General features: G+C 58.3%; 12 protein-coding genes and 3 pseudogenes. 8 read left to right on the top strand and 7 right to left on the bottom strand.

The features are described from left to right. Positions 1 to 1,643: 1,643 nt before the first annotated feature. From QJT82_RS31580 to QJT82_RS31570, 3 genes are read left to right on the top strand one after another with little or no spacing between them, the layout of a single operon-like run. Positions 1,644 to 3,143 (top strand): radical SAM protein, encoded by a 1,500-nt coding sequence (locus tag QJT82_RS31580; protein ID WP_244980954.1) that lies wholly within the window; start codon positions 1,644 to 1,646, stop codon positions 3,141 to 3,143. Between the two features lie 11 nt (positions 3,144 to 3,154). After that, positions 3,155 to 4,480, top strand: coding sequence for a radical SAM protein (locus QJT82_RS31575; protein WP_028342873.1), 1,326 nt, complete (start codon positions 3,155 to 3,157; stop codon positions 4,478 to 4,480). A 6-nt stretch (positions 4,481 to 4,486) separates the two neighbouring features. Next, positions 4,487 to 5,539 carry a DUF5700 domain-containing putative Zn-dependent protease gene (locus tag QJT82_RS31570; protein ID WP_129964744.1) on the top strand — a complete coding sequence of 351 codons (1,053 nt, stop codon included), beginning with the start codon at positions 4,487 to 4,489 and terminating at the stop codon, positions 5,537 to 5,539. Positions 5,540 to 5,560: 21 nt separating this feature from the next. Here the strand turns inward: QJT82_RS31570 and QJT82_RS31565 are convergent, their stop codons facing one another. The 3 genes and pseudogenes from QJT82_RS31565 to QJT82_RS31555 form a co-directional block, all read right to left on the bottom strand. Beyond that, positions 5,561 to 6,214 carry a PAS domain S-box protein gene (locus QJT82_RS31565; protein ID WP_244620937.1) on the bottom strand — a complete coding sequence of 218 codons (654 nt, stop codon included), beginning with the start codon at positions 6,212 to 6,214 and terminating at the stop codon, positions 5,561 to 5,563. Positions 6,215 to 7,855: 1,641 nt separating this feature from the next. Next, positions 7,856 to 8,384, bottom strand: a pseudogene (locus QJT82_RS31560) (transposase); the annotation flags it as partial. Between the two features lie 227 nt (positions 8,385 to 8,611). Further along, positions 8,612 to 8,884 (bottom strand): annotated as a pseudogene (locus QJT82_RS31555) (transposase); the annotation flags it as partial. A gap of 114 nt (positions 8,885 to 8,998) precedes the next feature. Between QJT82_RS31555 and QJT82_RS31550 the strand changes: the two are divergent. The 3 genes from QJT82_RS31550 to QJT82_RS31540 all read left to right on the top strand — a co-directional run bounded on the left by QJT82_RS31550 (position 8,999) and on the right by QJT82_RS31540 (position 12,137). Then, a complete protein-coding gene (locus QJT82_RS31550) occupies positions 8,999 to 9,178 on the top strand; it encodes a hypothetical protein (RefSeq protein ID WP_016843092.1) in 180 nt (59 codons plus the stop codon). A 322-nt stretch (positions 9,179 to 9,500) separates the two neighbouring features. Continuing rightward, a complete protein-coding gene (locus QJT82_RS31545) occupies positions 9,501 to 10,847 on the top strand; it encodes a hypothetical protein (protein ID WP_244980955.1) in 1,347 nt (448 codons plus the stop codon). A 783-nt stretch (positions 10,848 to 11,630) separates the two neighbouring features. Further along, positions 11,631 to 12,137, top strand: coding sequence for a GNAT family N-acetyltransferase (locus QJT82_RS31540; protein WP_028342869.1), 507 nt, complete (start codon positions 11,631 to 11,633; stop codon positions 12,135 to 12,137). Positions 12,138 to 12,201: 64 nt separating this feature from the next. On the opposite strand, the pseudogene QJT82_RS31535 reads toward QJT82_RS31540, so the two are convergent. Together QJT82_RS31535 and QJT82_RS31530 are read right to left on the bottom strand one after the other, a co-directional pair. Further along, a pseudogene (locus QJT82_RS31535) lies at positions 12,202 to 12,351 on the bottom strand (IS110 family transposase); the annotation flags it as partial. A gap of 903 nt (positions 12,352 to 13,254) precedes the next feature. Next, positions 13,255 to 13,671 carry a hypothetical protein gene (locus tag QJT82_RS31530; protein WP_244980956.1) on the bottom strand — a complete coding sequence of 139 codons (417 nt, stop codon included), beginning with the start codon at positions 13,669 to 13,671 and terminating at the stop codon, positions 13,255 to 13,257. Between the two features lie 55 nt (positions 13,672 to 13,726). Here QJT82_RS31530 and QJT82_RS31525 point away from each other — a divergent pair, with 55 nt between their 5' ends. Next, positions 13,727 to 14,095: an ABC transporter ATP-binding protein gene (locus QJT82_RS31525; RefSeq protein WP_028342868.1), complete on the top strand. Its 369-nt coding sequence runs from the start codon at positions 13,727 to 13,729 to the stop codon at positions 14,093 to 14,095. 801 nt (positions 14,096 to 14,896) lie between these two features. Next, positions 14,897 to 15,046, top strand: a complete 150-nt coding sequence (locus QJT82_RS31520) for a hypothetical protein (protein ID WP_155258665.1) — start codon at positions 14,897 to 14,899, stop codon at positions 15,044 to 15,046. 5 nt (positions 15,047 to 15,051) lie between these two features. Here the strand turns inward: QJT82_RS31520 and QJT82_RS31515 are convergent, their stop codons facing one another. Together QJT82_RS31515 and QJT82_RS31510 are read right to left on the bottom strand one after the other, a co-directional pair. Then, a complete protein-coding gene (locus QJT82_RS31515; protein WP_155258664.1) occupies positions 15,052 to 15,195 on the bottom strand; it encodes a hypothetical protein in 144 nt (47 codons plus the stop codon). A 1,292-nt stretch (positions 15,196 to 16,487) separates the two neighbouring features. After that, entirely contained in the window at positions 16,488 to 16,808 is a 321-nt protein-coding gene (locus QJT82_RS31510; protein WP_028342865.1) for a hypothetical protein, read from the bottom strand. Positions 16,809 to 16,844 lie beyond the last annotated feature (36 nt).

Raw genomic sequence — 16,844 nt, 5'->3', positions numbered from 1 at the left:
CCATCTAGTGCATCACACGCGCAAGGCCCCAGCAGGCACCGAGGTGACGAGCGGGGAGCCAAGGCGCTCACCGACGCGGCGCGCGTGGTGCGCGCTGAACCAGATGACCGAGGAGGACGGCGCGAAGGCTGGCGTCGAGAACCATCGGCTGTTCTTTTTCAGCAGCCCGGGGCCAGGCTGCCCCGTCGCCGAGGTTGGACGCGGTTCCCGAAGACCTCCCGGCGGCTGTTGGATGTTCAAGCCGATGCGTCGCCGGGCTTGGCTGATGATCCCAACGAGACGGGTCAGTGCCGAATATATCCGTATATCTTCCTCTGGACTGGCAGCACGGTGCGCAGTGGGCGCCGGATGACAAGGAGGGAATGTGCTTGCACCGCGTGCTGCCAAGCGCGTCTCAACCGGAGACAAACCTCACTCTTAAGGGCGTGACTTACACGGGCATCATTGAGCCGCCAGGTTATGAGGATCAGGTTTTTCTGCGCCCTACCGGAAAAAGGGAATAGCTATCTTCGGAGGTGGTGCGCGTTCAATGACCGCTATCAGTCGCGAACGGCGTGCGGCATTGGTTGTGGTCGTTTCGCTCAACGAAACCACCCGGCAACGCGTCGACCGACTTCTCGCCGAGTGGCAAACGAAGCGCAGGCGGGCGTGGGCGGCTCGCTAGATGGCGAGTTCGCCTATGACGCCTCCGTAATCCTGCGAGTCTAACCCCTCCTATTCGTGAGAGTGCGGCTCTTTGACCCGATTGATGCGGCCGCACATCTCCTCTGACGCGGCGCAGGATTGCCTTCGGCTTTCGAACTGCCGAACTGCCGGGGGCGAGCTGCTGGCCGGCAAACATCCGCAGCTCGCGAGCGTCCACGTGGTCGTCGGAAATCTCGGCCGCCGCCTGCTTGGATGCGTATCGTAAGAGAAGCTGTTCGCAGACCGATATAGAGAGCGACCTAGGATCGCCCTGAGAAATAAGGGTGATCGGTTCGCGGCGAATAACTTCGTTCTGAATGTCTGGGTGCCAGAGCGATAGCCAAGCTGCTTCGCCGCGCAATGACGGAACCACGGTCTCCACGCCATAACGTTTCTGCGAAAAGAAGCTGAAATATCTCCGTGCGCGGGCAATTGTTGCGGATCAAAAACACAGCATTGAATGGCGTTGCTTTTGCTTCACATGTGGCACTCCATCCCCTCTGTTACATTCATCACTCCCGAATGACGCTTGTTCAGTTTACCCGTTTAGGGCCCCGATGATAGCGTCGCCAAGTGGAAACTTTGGCAATGGAGATCTCACAATGGCAACGAGAATTGACAGGGGCAGAGCGTCCGAGGCGGAACGCGAAAAACTGATTGAAGAAATGCAAGAGCTGATCAGGGCGAAAAATCTCGACGTGGAACTAGTGGTCGGTCGGCCGGTCGCTCCGACCTTGAAGGGCTGCTCGCAGTGCACGGTCTGCCCGTGCATTATCTGCTGGTAGTGCGAGTGGCTGGGGCTGTCGGCTTGCGCACCGTCAACTTCGACATCGCGAAGGAAGGGACAGACTGTAGCAAGCCGACGGTCTCCACGCTTCGGGCATGAATCGAATCGTTGGCTGTAGGTCAAAGCGTCCGCTTTCCAGCTAACCACTGATTCCAAGCCGCCGGTGATCGACATGCATATGCTCAATACATCAGGTTCACAATATCCCGCCGTCAGATGCGAATTCATTCTCAAGGTCGACGGTGCCCGGCCGATCGTTTATTCGCTCGATTACATCAACACTCAAATCTATTACTTGGCGCCAATCGAAGGCTTTGCGCTGTCCTTGCTCGACGGACAACGATCGATCTCCGAGCTTAGCGTCCTATTTAAGAGCCTGCTCCCGAGAACCGATAAGCCGTTGCTTGACGTGTTGCGCTCCGCCGACACGCTTGTCCGTATGTCGCCCTCGCAGACCGGGCTCGGCAAGGATGGATTGTTCGACATTTCTGATGAGCCGATTGCCGATGCGCAGTCTTTCGATCCGCGCGAGTTCATCATCGATCCAGCTCATTTTGCAGCTCGTAAGAACGATCCGAAGACGTCGCTGCGGCTCGATACGCCGATCAATGTCTATACCGTCTTCACACATCGCTGTCTGACCGACTGCGTTTACTGCTACGCGGATCGCTGCAAGATGACGGAAATGCCGATTTCGCGCTGGCGCCAGATCATTCGCGAGATGCGCAGCCTGGGCATCTGGCTGGCGTCACCGGACAATGGCGACACTTTCGCCCGCCGCGACGGCATCGATCTTCTCGAATGCCTGCTCGAGAACGAGATGCACTTTCTGCTGTCGACCAAGGCCTATGTCAGTAAAGACTACATCAAGCGCCTGATCGACGCCGGCTTCACGAAGAAGGTGCGCGGCGTAATCCAGCGTCAGGTGCAGTTAAGCATCGATGCCGTCGACGACGACGTGTCGCGACGCGTGCTGTGCATCAAGAGATCGAACGTCGCCCGCAATCAAGAGACGATCGAGAACTTCCTTTCCTTCGGCATCATGCCTAAGATTAAGGCGGTGATCACCGGCCTCAACCACGACCAGCCGGAGAAGATTGTCCACCGGTTCTACGAGCGCGGGGCGCGGGTCTTCCACTTCGTCCGCTATGGGCGGTCGTTTCACCGGCACACGGACCATCTCTTTGTCGATGAGGTTGCGATTGCTTCACTGCGCGATCAGTTTGATCGCATCCGTAGCCGTTACGATGACGCCGATATCGTCGAGAATCTCACGCAGGCGCCGCCGGACCAGAGCGAACTCGACGCGAATGCGGCGCGCGCCATTTGGGACGGTCGCATCGGTTGCGGCGGCGGGTGGTCGGCGCTGGGTATCTCGCCGAGTGGGAAGGCCTTCTTGTGCGAACAGATGAAAATGGCGGACCCGTTCTTCGTCGGCGATGCCAGCTATCAGTCGATCGAAGAGATCTGGCACGGCGCGCACCTGAAGCGCTTCATCTATCCTGAGCAAATGCAGTTCGCTGGCACGGCATGTGAATCATGTCCAGAATTCGAAACCTGCATGTGGGAAAAGGGCCGCTGTTACCGCGACGCCTATTTCTCGTACGGAACTGTGTTCCATCCACCGCCGCTCTGCCCGAGTAACTATCGCTCCGGACTGCGTTTGAGCTGAAGGAGGCCGGAATGACCGCCGCCGTCCAGCTTAAGCCGTCCGCCTTCAACGTAAAGTTGCGGCACGAGGGCAGGCACCTTGCTTTCAACAGTATCGTTGCCCACTCGCTGGAGATGAGCGAGGCGCAGGCGCGTGTTTTCAACGATGCGCTCGATGAAGTGGCTCAATCCGGGTCGTGCAAGGACGAGGCGCTACTGCGTTGCCTTTATGCGCTCGGCTTCGTGGTACCGGCCGACCATGACGAACTGGCGGTGCAACGGGCGGTTTTCCAGGCAACGAAGGCAAGCACCGAGACCTTGCGGTTCACAATTGCGCCGACCATGGCCTGCAATTTGCACTGCAGCTACTGCTTCCAACAGGACTTTGCACCCTGCAAGACCATGCGGCTGGACATCGAGCGCGGCATTATCGAGTTCGCGCGGCGCAAGTTGGAGGGCTGCAAGACGCTGGTGGTGCAGTGGTTCGGGGGCGAGCCGTTGCTGCGTTACAAACGTATTGTCGCGATGACTGAGGCGTTCCAGCGCGTCTGTGCTGAGCGCGGCGTCAACTATTACGCGGAAATATTGACGAACGGCGTTCTGCTCACGCCTGAGATCATCGCAAACTTGCCCAAGCTGGCGGTCAAGGCGATCCAGATTCCGCTGGACGGTGACGTCGATACCTACGCACGGCGGAAGGGTGTCAGCCGTGAACGAGCCCAGGCGTACCACGACGTCTTGGTCAACCACATGCACGCGCTGGTGGATGCGACGGGCAGCGTGACGATCAGGATTAACGTCGATCGTGAGAACCCCGCCGCCGGCTACGACGTGGTCAGGATGTTCAAACGGAAGGGGTGTGTCGACCCGCGTATCGATTTCCGGCTCGGCTTTCTCAACAACCGCGATGGTATTGTCGACTGTATTCCGCACGATTGCTTATCGGATGTCGAATTCTCCGATACGGAGGCGGAGTTCCGTCGCTTCCTGGTCGAGCAGGGCTACCGCGTCTATGGCGAGCCCGGGCCGCGCAAATTTCCATGCTCGGCACCGTTACGAAACAACTTCACCATAGATCCCACTGGACGCATCGGCAAATGCGTGCCGGTAATTGGTACCGACGAATCCGTGTTCAGCTGCATTTATCCCGACGACATCGCGCGCACCATGCGGGAGACGAGCATATCGAATGCGCCCTATTCGGATTTCGACCCCTATGGGAGTGTCTGCCGCAATTGTGAATTGTTGCCGGTGTGCCTTGGCTCATGCCCGCGCTCGCATGCCCCGGAACATTCTGTGATTTGTCCACTCAAACAAGGATTGGCAAAGACTCTTGCCTTCTATCGCCTGCATGGCTGACGCGCTATGTGCAACGAGGCTCAGCGGACACATGTTCACGACGCCGAACGAGACTGCAATATTCCCCGCGACGACCGGGTGTCTTTGCAATTTGATAACGCGCAGGTCGCAGCGGTGCTGAACATCTTGGATAAGATTGCGCAAGCAACGCCCGTCGATAACGATGATTGGCAAGACTTGTATGCGGCCGAACCCTATATCCGGTTGAAAGAACGTGAGGTCTCGATCAATCGGCCGTTCACCGACACCGATTTCAAGAGCTTTCTCTTGTCTTCGGATACACAGCGGCAACGGGTGGCATTGAAGCATACGCTGGCGGCCTGGTGTCGGCTGCCGCTGTCCGCGATCGGCGTAAGCACATTAGACTATTTGCCGGCTCACGCGCGCATTCGCGCAAGACTATTCCCCGTCATCAAGCCAGCGCCGAACAGTTTCGTGCATGGGGCGAGCGACGACGCGATGGTTTTCCTGTATCTCGATCCCACCCTGCGCATGCCGCAGGTTGAAGCCTTGATCGTGCACGAGCTGCATCACATCGGACTCTACCCGTTCGAATGCGAAAGCAACCAGCGGCAGGATCTGCGGCCGCCGGTCCGTCGCGCCGTCGGGTTCATGCGCGACTTCCGCGAGGGTTACGCTATGTTGGCGGCGGCCGGCGGATCTGACGTGCATCCGCGTCATCTCGACGGCGCGGCCGAACGCGCATTGTGGGACCGCGCCATGAACGATTTCGGTCATGAGCTGAAGGCAATCGAGAGCTTCCTGCTCGATGTGGTCAACGAACGGCTCGCTCCGGCGCAATCCGAACGCATAGCCATGGAATTCCTCGGCCGGCAAGGCCCATGGTACACGGTCGGCTGGCGCATGGCGGCGATGGTCGAACGAAGATTTGGCCGCGACCTGCTGATCGACTGCATGTCCGATCCGCGGCTCTTGCTGCTCTGCTACAATTCAGCTGCGGTAATCGCCGGACGTGACGAAAGCGCCGAAGAATGGCCGATCTGGTCGATGGAGTTGATGCGCGCGCTGGTGCCGTCACGTCGCGAAACGAGGCCTTGACCGTAGGTTCGCCCAACGCGATCAAATAACGCCGCGCCGCTTGGCCTCGATCACCGCTTCCAGACGATTGCAGGTGCCGAGCTTCTGGTTGACACGGTGAAGATGGTTGCGCAGCGTGCCTAGCGTAATCTGTCGCTCGCGCGCGACCGTCCGCGGGTGCTTGCCGTCGCTAATGTCGCGCAGGATCCGGTGTTCCTGGTCGGTGAGCGGAACGATCGGCGGCCGCCGTTGCTCGGCCTGAGGTAGTTGCACAATCTGCCGTACCAGATCGATGAGCTGCTGGTTTAAGTTCTCCGCGTCCTTCTGCCGCGTGATGTCGCGCGCGAAATGCACCACGAGCAGCTCGTTGTTGACCTCGTCCTGATACGCGAGAATTGAGACATTGATCCAAATGGGTGTTCCGGCCGCTGTCTTCGCCCTGACGTCATAGTTGGGTACGGTCGTGCCCGCTAGGCATTGGCCAATCACACCACATTGCTTGCAGCAGGTGTCCGCGTGGGTGCCGGTGTGAAATGAAATCAGGTCGACGCATGGCATGTTCATCGCTTGGGCGGCGCTGTAGCCGAACAACTGTTCAGCGCTGCGATTCCAGGCGCGGATCATACCCTCGCGGTTGACGGCGAACCCTGCATCGGCAGTGCGGCTCAGAAGCAATGCAACACGATTAGAACTCATCGCTCTTTACCCGAGGCCAGCATTCCATTTTCGAAAAGACACCAGGACAACAATAGTGCGAAGTAACTCGCTCTGCAATCAAGGAACGTAGATGCAAAGATGACAAGAAGTTGGGAAATGCCGGTCGGCGCGCACCTATTGTGGCTTCTGAACCGCCACATGGGCTTGACTTCGGCCCGATGGCATCGGGGCGGCATTGCCTTTTGGCCTCCCGATGAGTTTGGGCGTTGACTATCGTGATGTCTCTTCATGGCCCATCTTCGGCCTGGGCTACGCGCCAGGGTACGGCGCATAGGTTGCTGCGCTCTATGCCATTCCGCTTGATCCCGTCAGCAAGACGCAATGTATCGGCATTATCGCACTAAGTGGCGCGTATCTAGCCTCAGATGTTGCGCAGGCCGCCGTGCAGGGCGGGCCGCCCCTGGGCTAGCCGCGGGCGGCGCACCCACAGCGTACGGAGATCGAATGAAGGCGAATGTGGTCTAATGTCAGCTCGGGAGGATCATCTCCTCTCGATCGCAGAGACCCCTTCAGACGTCCCGTTCCATTTGGTTCAGCGAGCGGGCGGCAAGCGTCCGAAGCGCGATCCACATGCCGGCGACCCAGAAAATGCATTGGACACGCGACGATCGGTCACCCGCGGCACGCGGCGGGCCTATGCTAACCGAAGCTCGCCCTCATCGATGAAGACGAGGCGCTCAGAATCAAAGGTACATAGCTTTCGCGATCTAATATCGCTCCAGCCGCCTCGAAGTTATGTTCGTCGAACTGCTCTTTCCAAGTCTCAACGCGCGTTGCTGAAAAACGCCCTACCAGAATCACGAGTTGATCAGTCTCCTACATGCAACTATCATTATCGCCCTGTTTCAGGTTACGGCGGCGATAGCCGAGTCAAGCGGAGGTTCTCCTCATCGCGCAGCCTGCAAAACAGATCGCGTCTCGCGTCGAGATGCGCGTGCGTTCCGATCTCAGGGGCTCTCTTCGCATCGCAAAAGGCCAGGTCGAGCCTTGGGGCCGTTTTGCGCCGGCGCCCGGGGGCCTCGCCGTGTTCTGGATACGAGTATAAGTGTCAATCGGCACTGGAATGGGACCCCCCGTATTGCCTCATCTGCGGATGTTACCCTGATGGCGTCATTGCCTATGATGATCCAATGTCGATTGACGGGCAGCGCCACGTGGCTCTCCGAGCTTGCTCGACGAGAGGGGCTGTGGGCGGATCGGGCCCTACATAGCCCGAGCCGTCCACAACCCCGGGCAATGGGGCAGCGGTCGTGGCTGCGCCAAACGCCTCCTGAGCGACCAGTGTTCGGCAGCCCTGAGTCTAAGCGCCCTCAGCAGACGCTGGACGATCGAATGTCTCGTCCCGAACTCCTCAGGGTATTTCTCGCTCAGTCGGCCGACAATGGCGAGTGACGTCAGCTGCGACTGCGCAGCGAGCCACCCCCGATCGTAGCAATATGCGGGTTCAGCTTGGACGGCATGCGAACTCTAGTTTTATAGGGCCGACGGGATCGCCGGTGTGTGGCACGAGGCTTGCCGCCCTTCGCCGTCTTGCCGAGCGTCTTGGCAAGATTGGCTGCGGTCGCTGGCGCGTTGCAGGCCGCGCGCCTGAGCCAGCCACTGACGTGCCGCCATGGGCCACCTTGCTGCCGCTTTGCCATATCCGCCGCCACGATCGCGGGCGATGACCGATATCATTGGATGAGCAGCCAGCCAGGCTTGTGCGCTCGGGCTCACGGTCCGGCAGCAAGGTGACTACCCGGCGCATTTCCAGGTTGCAGATAATGCTGGCGTATCGGTGATTGCGCCGCCAAGCCCAGTCATCGATCCCGATGACCTTGAGAGAATCGGCCGACAAACGGCTGCGGCGTCGGACAACGCGCAGAAGCGGATCCTTGCTCACTGGTAGCATCAGCCGTTTTGCGAAACCCGCTGCCGGTCGACCGCCAAGCCCCAGACCAAGGTGATGGACGATAGAGTCCAGCCTTGCCGCGCGTCGCGCCGATGGAGCTATCCCGTCGGCGAAACGCTCAGTGAAGATCTGACGTCCGCACAGGACAGCGTCGCAGCGGAAGTGGCGGACGATCACCAGGAGCTCTACGACGCGCCCAGACAGCGGCAGATCGGTCACGCGGCGTCGATAGCGGCTATGGACACGTCGCGAAACCGTTCCACGACGGGCACAGGACGACGCCCCCGGAAGCCCGAACCACAACAATCGCCTTATCAGCCTGTAGTAAGCACTCTCTACAATAAACCCACGCGTGACCAAACTGGAGCGGTGGAGTGCCTGCTGCATGGCGCTGATTCTCCTCCAATCAAAGCGCCAGACATCCCCCGAACTGCATCAAAAGTGGGACAGAGCCCTTATTTTATGCCGAAGCACACCTTGGCTTTGAGCATGTCTTCCGACGCGCGCCGCTCGGCCGTTCCCGTGGCGTGCGTGACCCGACCGGCCACGGCCAGGCCATTCCGGTTCTCCATGGTGACATGCCCCATGTAGCAGAGCTTCGCCTCCCGCCCGGCAGCCTTCCGATAAAGCCGGCTGTCGGGAGCGGTTCTTCGTAGACGTCGTCGGGTCCCACACCGGATCGTTCGGCGCCAGCCCTACAAACCACCGATACAGCAGTTGTAATCCAGCTGCTCCATCAGTTGTCGTTCCGAGCGAATACAATCGTATGATCGCCATCGCCTCACGCGATCGACGTAGGCGCGGAAGGAATTGAGCACGAGGCTCTTGCGTCAGGCTATACGATTCGTTGTCGCTTTCGCGGCCACCGAGATATGAATGCAACGCTCCGGCTGCCCGAGCCGCTCGATCGATTGCCTGAGATTGTCGGTTTGTCGAGCCAGCGAACGCTTTCCTTCTTCTCGGTCGGAATGCGGGGCGGGTTTGATCTTCCTCTGGACTGCGCCGTGCCTTTGAATTTTTTCCGTGCTCAGAGCTTCACCGCGGCCGACTAACAGTGGTAGACTCCGACACCGCCCAGGTCGAGGCTGGAATGCATCAGCATTCCGCAAGTCGTGTGATGTATTGGCCGCAGGCTGTAGCCATAGATCCATAGATGCCGAAGCGAGCGAGTCCGACGGTTGGCACGGCCGGCGAACCGACAGTTCACCTTGGCGCAGTCAACGAAGCGGACCGGGGTGCTCACCTCTCGGATGTCTTCGCTACTTTGACGCCCGACATGAGTGACCGGCCTTGGCGCGCGCCAGCGTAGCGGCGATAGGGTGAATCGACTAGTATTTCGATCCTGTCGTCACGCAGCCGTACCAGGCGATTTCCATGATGAAAAGTCCGCGTAAAAAGATTCGGTCGTTATTGGTTGTTGTACTTTCGGTTGCGGGCGCGGCAAGTGGAATATGGGGCTGCAGGCGATGGCATGGGACACACGAACCGCCGGAGGCGCGGCTTGCGTTGGATGCGTACTACCCAGAGATGCCGCCCGATGCAAACCATCGATACCTCAATCTTCCGATGGATTATACAGATGAAAGCAGCGGACGCTTTCGCGCGTTCTACGTGCTCAGCACTAACTTCAATCCCAAAGATCCTGTGGTTTTTTTTCTGACGGACGGGCAAATGGAATTGGTAGGCCCGGAGATGGATTTTTCTTTCTTTGATGAGCAGCTTCCTGGCGTGTCATATGTGCTGATCGGCCATCGCGGCCATTGTCCCACGCTTTTTCCTGAGGTCTATCCAGATGGCAAGCTGGATCTGCGCCGCGCAATGAACCTTTATGGCTCCTGGCAGCGCATCGAGGATATCGAACGCGTAAGGAAGGACATGGTTTCCGCGAAACTGCTTCCGTCAGACGGACGCATTATGATTTTCGGAGCCTCAGGCGCAGGCCTACTTGCGCAGCAGTACCTGCAGCGATATGGAGAACACGTGACCCGGACATTGCTGGCCACCACGGGAGCGCCGGACTTGGCCCGTCAGCACGGATGGACCTACGCCCGCAACTTAGCTGAGATCGACTCGCAAGCCGCAGCCTCCTTGTCGGAGATTGCAAAGCTTGAGAATGGCAGGCGAGCAAACTTAGCTTATATGGTCTTTCAGCTCGCGCGACAAGGACAGTCAGGCTTAGCAACGCTTCGTAAGATTGTCCATGAAGAGCTAACCCACAACTTCTTGCCGTATACTTTGCACGACCTGCACATGAGCCTGCGGTGGGCACTCACCCGCACCCTGCTAAGCCTGCCTGCCGCTGATGCCGTGAAAGTGCGAATGTACGAGCTACTTGGAAGGGACCTACAGAGTATGTCCTCATATGGTTATGACCTCCCGCTCTACGTGTGGTCTGCGGAAGTCCTGAAAAACTTTCTGCAGGAGCCTGTGTCCTTACCGAATCTGCAGTTGGATCGGAGCCGTTATCAGGGGGAGGTTTTGGTTATCGCAGGAAAGGACGATGTCGTATTCTCTCCTGCAATAGGCAACGCTATCGCGTCAGCCTATTCTAGGAGCAGGCTCCTATTGGTTCGAGGTGGCCACCAATTGGAACTTGATCACGAGTACCAGCGTGCCGTTCGGAGAGCCTTCTTCCTGCATGGCCTACACGCGGGCGAAACAGTATTGCTCCTGGACACTCCTCCCTCCGGTCCCGCGAGGCGGGACGGAGAACCACAATAGGGAATCGATATGTGCGCCCATTCCAGCGGAACGGAGGTCTTCAGGCATGTGGCGCAGTGACGACTAACACTTCTGATTTTTTGCCCTACTGAACGCACCGCTGTAATTTCTCAGAGTTCCGCGCCGCAGCCGTAGCAATAACTCGCGCTGCCTGTCAGCAGAGATGGCTAAGACGGTTGACGCAGATCAAAGAAGCCCAACCCTAGATCAACTATCATGTGAGCGGTCACGTTCCAGCGGAGACGCCGATCTGCTTCTGCAGTACCAGTCGGACAAGTTGATCCAGGAGATGCGGACCCTGATCACCATCCTGATGTTTGTGCATCCAGATGGTCCGGCCAGATCGAGGATTCTGGTCAGAAAGTACAAGGAGGAGTGCGGTGGCGACGAGGCTATCGATTGAGCCAAATCAGTTTGTCGCAGTGCGCCGGGACTTCATCTTCACACGAGATGGTGATCGGCCAATTCCACGCTGCCGTACTTGTAGACCGACACGGCGCGTGATCCGAACGGCTCCCATCGTCGCGTACATGCTCGGCCGGGATCGGCAGCGCGTGCTCTCTTATGCCGAGCGCGACAGATGGCGCGCGACGTGGATCGATTGACCCGCGCGAGGCCTGCCAGGGCCATCGATTGCAAAGTTACTTTGGGAAAGCCGAGGCGGCGCGGGATCGCGGGACCGCCCATCTTGCGCATATAAGGCGCTTGCCGTTTCGGCCTTTGACTGCGCTGTGAACGGCTCAGAAATAAACTGGAGTGAATAAGACGGAGCAACGGACCGATATGAGCAAGCCGCATTGGCGTCCCGCGCGCGCGTCTGACCTTGCTGCGATCAGCGCGATCGCCGCGCGCATCCATCCCGCTCTGTTCGAGCGCTCCGAGGTGTTCGCAGAAAAGATGCGGCTTTGTCCAGATGGCTCCCGCGTGCTCGCCGCGGACGTAGCGATCGTCGGCTACGGGCTCGCCCATCCCTGGAAGCAGCATCGGATCCCGCCGCTCGACGGCTTGCTCGAACGATTGCCTGACGATGCAGATTGCCTTTACGTGCATGACGTGGCCGTGCTGCCCGACGCCCGCGGTGGTACGGCACGCGCTTATGTCGCGGCGATCGAGAAACTCGCGCGCCTGTCAGGCATTGCGGCTCTCGCGCTGGTCTCGGTTTACGCCACGCGACCGCTATGGGAACGTTTCGGCTTTCGGCCCGTCACGACGAATGCGGAATTGAGCGCAAAGCTCGCGTCCTACGACAAGGGCGCGACCTACATGCTCCGCGATCTCGGTGCGACGTAATGTCCCTCACGCTCGCGGCTCATGCGGCGTTAAGCCACGCGCTCGAACCGGTCTCGGACAGCCTCCGTCGAACAACCGCGTGTACCGTTCCGGTCGCACCTTCGACCTCACCGAAGAAACGAACCTCTCCCTCCCGGTCTGCGTCCGCAATCGCGACCGCGTTCCTCAGCTTGGCCACATCGATTCCGACAAATACTTCCCTATAATCTGCCACGCTCGTCCTCCTGTGATGAGGATCGGCTTGGTCCGTCCGAGCAACCCTCGGACGCGCAGTGTAGGGCGAGCCACCTCCTCGACAGAGGCGGACATAAGGTCTTACCCTTGATCGACGCTGCAGCTATGTATTCAGCGTTGACGCAGTGTTGTCGGTGGATTTGGAGCCGTCGTACACGAGCGCCGACGCCCCTTTATCCGAGTGCACGCAACGAGTATCGGAGCTTTCGCGAACAGTTGAGCCGATTCCGCGCGGAAGACTATCGCGGACGCAAAAAAAACGGGCGAGTTCGCGGCCTCGATCGGCTTACCTCTCGCTCGGCGTGCGGCGGACAACGCCTGAGGTCTTTCGTCAGCTCTATGCCGATGGCACGCCGGAGAAGATATGGCTCAGTTTGGATGCGAGCGATTTCGAAAATGCGGAATATGCTGATTTCTTAGTTGGTACAGGAGATATTTCGCCGCAACGACTATGGATACGCTCAGCGCGCCTAACTCAGCAGCGCAGCATGTATGCAGGGTAAGACCAATTCCAATGGTTAAGCAGCCGGACCTAGCTAAAAATGGCTGGGGCAAAGAGCGATCATCGTTGTAGACCAAGGGTACTCCGCTGATGGCCGTGCTGGCATCGTAAATCCTGCTCTTCGAAATCACCTCATGCACAAGCCGATCCCGCGGGAGAGGTCGTCTCAGATCGTCTTCGTGGAGTCTTGAGTTGTGCACGCGAACACCTCGGGCGCGATAAGCGGCTCGTCGTTTGCTCCAACAAGGCCCCCGTCGCGTCGCTCGAAGAGATGGAGGATCTCGCCCAAATGATCGCGAGGGGTTGGGTAACGAAACGTGTTCGGAGACGCCCTCAAGGGTCTACGTGGTTAACTTCACGATAGGGCCGTGATCCGAGCTGCTATTTTGCATTGGTAATGCCTATTGATAGAAGAGGACGCCATGGCGACTGCGACGCAAACGTCTCGGGGTCCTTGAAACGCAGCGCGGCGAGACCCTTTCCCGCGTGCAGGGCGAGGCAGACGCGGTTGCCGCCGTCATTGGTGCAGGTAACCCGTATCCTCAGCTTTGCAAAGCGGTTCCGTGATGCCGTTCTGGAATATCGACTGGTGCGCCGGCGCTCAAGGCGAAGCAGGACAAGCTCAATCTGCTGGACCGGTGGTAGACGTTTATCACGCGCGCCGGCCAGAGCTTCGCCGACGCCGAGGCGGCGCTGGCTAACGAGCGGATTGCCGAGATTCAGACCGCCTGCCAGGATCTGTTCGCTCGCTTCGTGCGCGGCTGGCCTGATGTGAAGCCGCCCCTGAGCCGGGCTCAAAACAGCGAAAACGTTGATCTAAAGCTCGCGGACTTTTTCGGCCTTCAGGATCTCAGTGCCCGGGGCTCTCCTATCGGAAAGCTATCGCAACGCTGTTGCGGCCGCGATTTTCCTGGCGGCTGCGACCAAGCATAGTGGCGTTCCGCGCTTCACGGTGCTTGATGACGTGACGTCCAGCTTCGACGCTGGTGACCAGTTCGCGCTGATGGATGCTGTTCGGACATTGCTGCGCTATAGCGCCGTGCCGGACGGGCTTCAGTTCATTTTCTTAAGCCATGACACCAGTCTGGAGAAATACTCCGACAAGCTGAATGGCACCGCGGATTGGCATCATCAGAAGTTACAAGGCATGCCGCCGAAGGGGCGGCTCATGGTATCGGCTCAGGAGGCTGATCGCCTCAAGGCACAGGCGTTGCACACCTGAATGCCGGTCAGATCGATATTGAACTACGACAGCCTTATGCAGCGATTTTTTCCGATCATGCTGGGAGGAGGGGGCCTAGGCCGAGACGTCGAGACACCGCCCGCGGTCGCGGATTACATCAACTGGTTCATGGGTTGAACAAGCTGCGCAAGCTACAAGCCGGCCTCTGTGGCAATCGCGCCATCATGATTGACAAGCGGCTACGGTTCGACGATGAAGCACAGGCATTCCGGCACAATCTGGTTGCTGAGTTTTGTGCATTGGCGTGCGGTTGCGCTCTCGGTCCACGCCAGAGAAACACATCTTCTGGTCATCGCGACGCCGGTTAATCAGGCCCCGAACAATCTTGCCCTGCGCGCGGATGTAACCAACCGTTGTAATTGCCCTTTTGTTTGGTCAGCAACGCCGCGCACGCGCCTCGGAAATCACCATCGTTGATTCTGGCTAACATTGGCGATTTGCACACGGCACTAGTACCAGCGTTGTAGGACCTGGTAAGGAACTGGCCGACTACAGAGAACATGTGCGGCTGAATATCTGAGCAAGGACTCGATGACAAAAATCACGGCAGCCATCAATAGGTTGGGCGATCGACTTGACGGGTTCTTTCTTCAGTTTGTCAAAAGGCCAGATTGAGTCGGCTCTCATCGCCACAGCAAGGGCCCGGTAAATCTTCGTAGACTATCAATCCTGGTAGGTGCGTCGCAATTCGCCTTTCACGATAGTGCCTTATGCAGACTCATTGCGCGATATCGTCACTCGTAAGGAAGCAGAATCATGCCCAGACTTCAGGGGACTTATGTGAACGACAACATCGGAGCGAAGCTGGTAATCTCACAGGCCAATGATGCAAACGGCCAGATTACTGCTGCTTCGATCAGCTATAATGGCCATAACTATCCTGCAACCGGCCACTACACTTCAAGAACAGCGCTGGCCCAACCACGGTAGCGGTTCTAACCGGTTTGAATGATGATATTGGCTATGTCGCCTTGTCCTTGACCGCCGAAAACCAGGAATTCAAACGGCTCAAGAGCTTCGGTGGCCTCGTTGATTTCAATGTCGAAACCATCGGCATCGGTGGCGCCTTCATTCGCCAATAGTGCAATGACTGGGTGTGATCTTAGGATTCGCGCTGCGTTTGGGCTGTGGGGGGCTACTGCCGCGGAACGGATGATCTCGGCTAAACCCTATAGGCGCCGCTCTCTTTCGTCTTTGTAGAAATCGGCCGCGAACGTAGAATCGCCAGGTTCGCGGGCATCGTCGCAGCCGATTTTTCAACGAGCTTATTATTTGGTGATGAGCGAAACCTCAGACGGCTGGACGCGCGAGCAGGATGAGATCTTCTGGCATTTGGTAAGGAAGCAAACTCCAGAGGAAGTCATCGCGGCGGAACTGAACAAAAACTGTCAGGATCTCAGACGTCGCGGTTACGCGCTGGGTCTGCCAACGAAATGGTTTAAATCCGCTAAGAGAACGACTGCCCCCCCGGTGCCAGAGACCGGGGAGGGTCGCCAGCCCCGTATAGCGGAGAGATTTCCCAAAGCCGACCGCCCCGTTGAACCGATCCAGTTTTCGCGGCCCAATGATGCAATGACCGTTGGGTCTCGCGTGATAGTGGCGTACTCGACAGGTTCAAAGTTAAAATGGCGGCGCGGCCTCATCGTCGGTCTTGGTACGACCAGGACAAGGGTGCGCGTCCTCTTGGACGGAAACATGCGCCCGATGACACTCCACGTTTGCCTTTTGGAGGTGGAGGAGGCGCAACGTTCATAGCCAGCGCCGCGCAGCCAGATGATGTCGGTACCCGGATAGTAACGCCGCCCGCGCTTAACATATATGTGGACGGCGCTGTCTCTATCCGCAGGAGGGATGACAAAATCCTGACCTGCGTGACGTATGGAGCGGAGCTTCCGTCTTCGCTATCCGTATGATTCCGGAAAAGAACCCCAATGAGCTGTGGAGGCGGCTCGGTGCGCGGGCTGGATCGGCGGCTGGCTGCCTAGCCGTGCGCGCTGGCGGCCAGGGTGACGCACCCAACTAGGAACAAAACCAACGAGCTCACAATCGCGATGAGTCCGGCCCGCATATACAGATCTGATGTTCGAATATGGCGTGACTGTAGAGTGTTCTCCCGTTCGCTCTTGTCAACGTATCTTGTGGAAATGAAGGCCAGAACCCACGTGCTAACAGCGGCGACTGTCCCTAGCGCCCAAAGAAGCATCGAGCACCTGGCGCCGGCTGTGATTGCGGGCTTGTTCATCTCAACTAGTTTTGCTGACTGCGTCAGGAGAGCAGCAGCCGCGCCAGCGTTTATGAGAATGCAGGCTTTGATAGCACCTTGTGCATATTCTTGGGAGATTTCCCGATAGTCGGCCATTGTATATCGCTGTCAATTCTCTACCGCGTCCACCCGCATGTCGCCGTAATCTTCTTGCATCGGCCGCTCGCCGTCGAAATCCGGATGAGCGAGGAGGGCGCCATTGCCAAATAGCACCATGCCGCCAATCCAGACGAGGCAGGTGGCAGTCGAATGAGCTGACGTTTCGACGCCCATATTGCCGGTGAGGCCGAACAACGTGCTCGCGTTGAACAGTAGGCCGGGGATTCCCCAGAGCCAGAATAGCACTGCTAGGATTCCCCTGAAAGCGCCGTAGCGGCTTGTGAGCGGGAAGGTGTGTTCCCAACTCTCGTTGCGTTTAAATAGCCCCATTGAAATCCCCTAAAACCAAACGCAACGTTAGATCGT

The organism is Bradyrhizobium sp. Mp19, assembly GCF_029952935.1.
GTDB classification, from domain to species: Bacteria; Pseudomonadota; Alphaproteobacteria; order Rhizobiales; family Xanthobacteraceae; genus Bradyrhizobium; species Bradyrhizobium elkanii.
The sequence above is the reverse complement of the archived record's forward strand: the minus strand, read 5'-3'. Positions and strand labels throughout refer to the sequence as shown.

What these genes read in the sequence shown, in the direction of transcription:
- QJT82_RS31580 (WP_244980954.1), top strand. Translation starts at nt 1,644, where the DNA reads ATGCATATGCTCAATACATCAGGTTCACAATATCCCGCCGTCAGATGC.
- QJT82_RS31565 (WP_244620937.1), bottom strand. Translation starts at nt 6,214, where the DNA reads ATGAGTTCTAATCGTGTTGCATTGCTTCTGAGCCGCACTGCCGATGCA.
- QJT82_RS31575 (WP_028342873.1), top strand. Translation starts at nt 3,155, where the DNA reads ATGACCGCCGCCGTCCAGCTTAAGCCGTCCGCCTTCAACGTAAAGTTG.
- QJT82_RS31570 (WP_129964744.1), top strand. Translation starts at nt 4,487, where the DNA reads ATGTGCAACGAGGCTCAGCGGACACATGTTCACGACGCCGAACGAGAC.
- QJT82_RS31540 (WP_028342869.1), top strand. Translation starts at nt 11,631, where the DNA reads ATGAGCAAGCCGCATTGGCGTCCCGCGCGCGCGTCTGACCTTGCTGCG.
- QJT82_RS31545 (WP_244980955.1), top strand. Translation starts at nt 9,501, where the DNA reads ATGATGAAAAGTCCGCGTAAAAAGATTCGGTCGTTATTGGTTGTTGTA.
- QJT82_RS31550 (WP_016843092.1), top strand. Translation starts at nt 8,999, where the DNA reads ATGAATGCAACGCTCCGGCTGCCCGAGCCGCTCGATCGATTGCCTGAG.
- QJT82_RS31510 (WP_028342865.1), bottom strand. Translation starts at nt 16,808, where the DNA reads ATGGGGCTATTTAAACGCAACGAGAGTTGGGAACACACCTTCCCGCTC.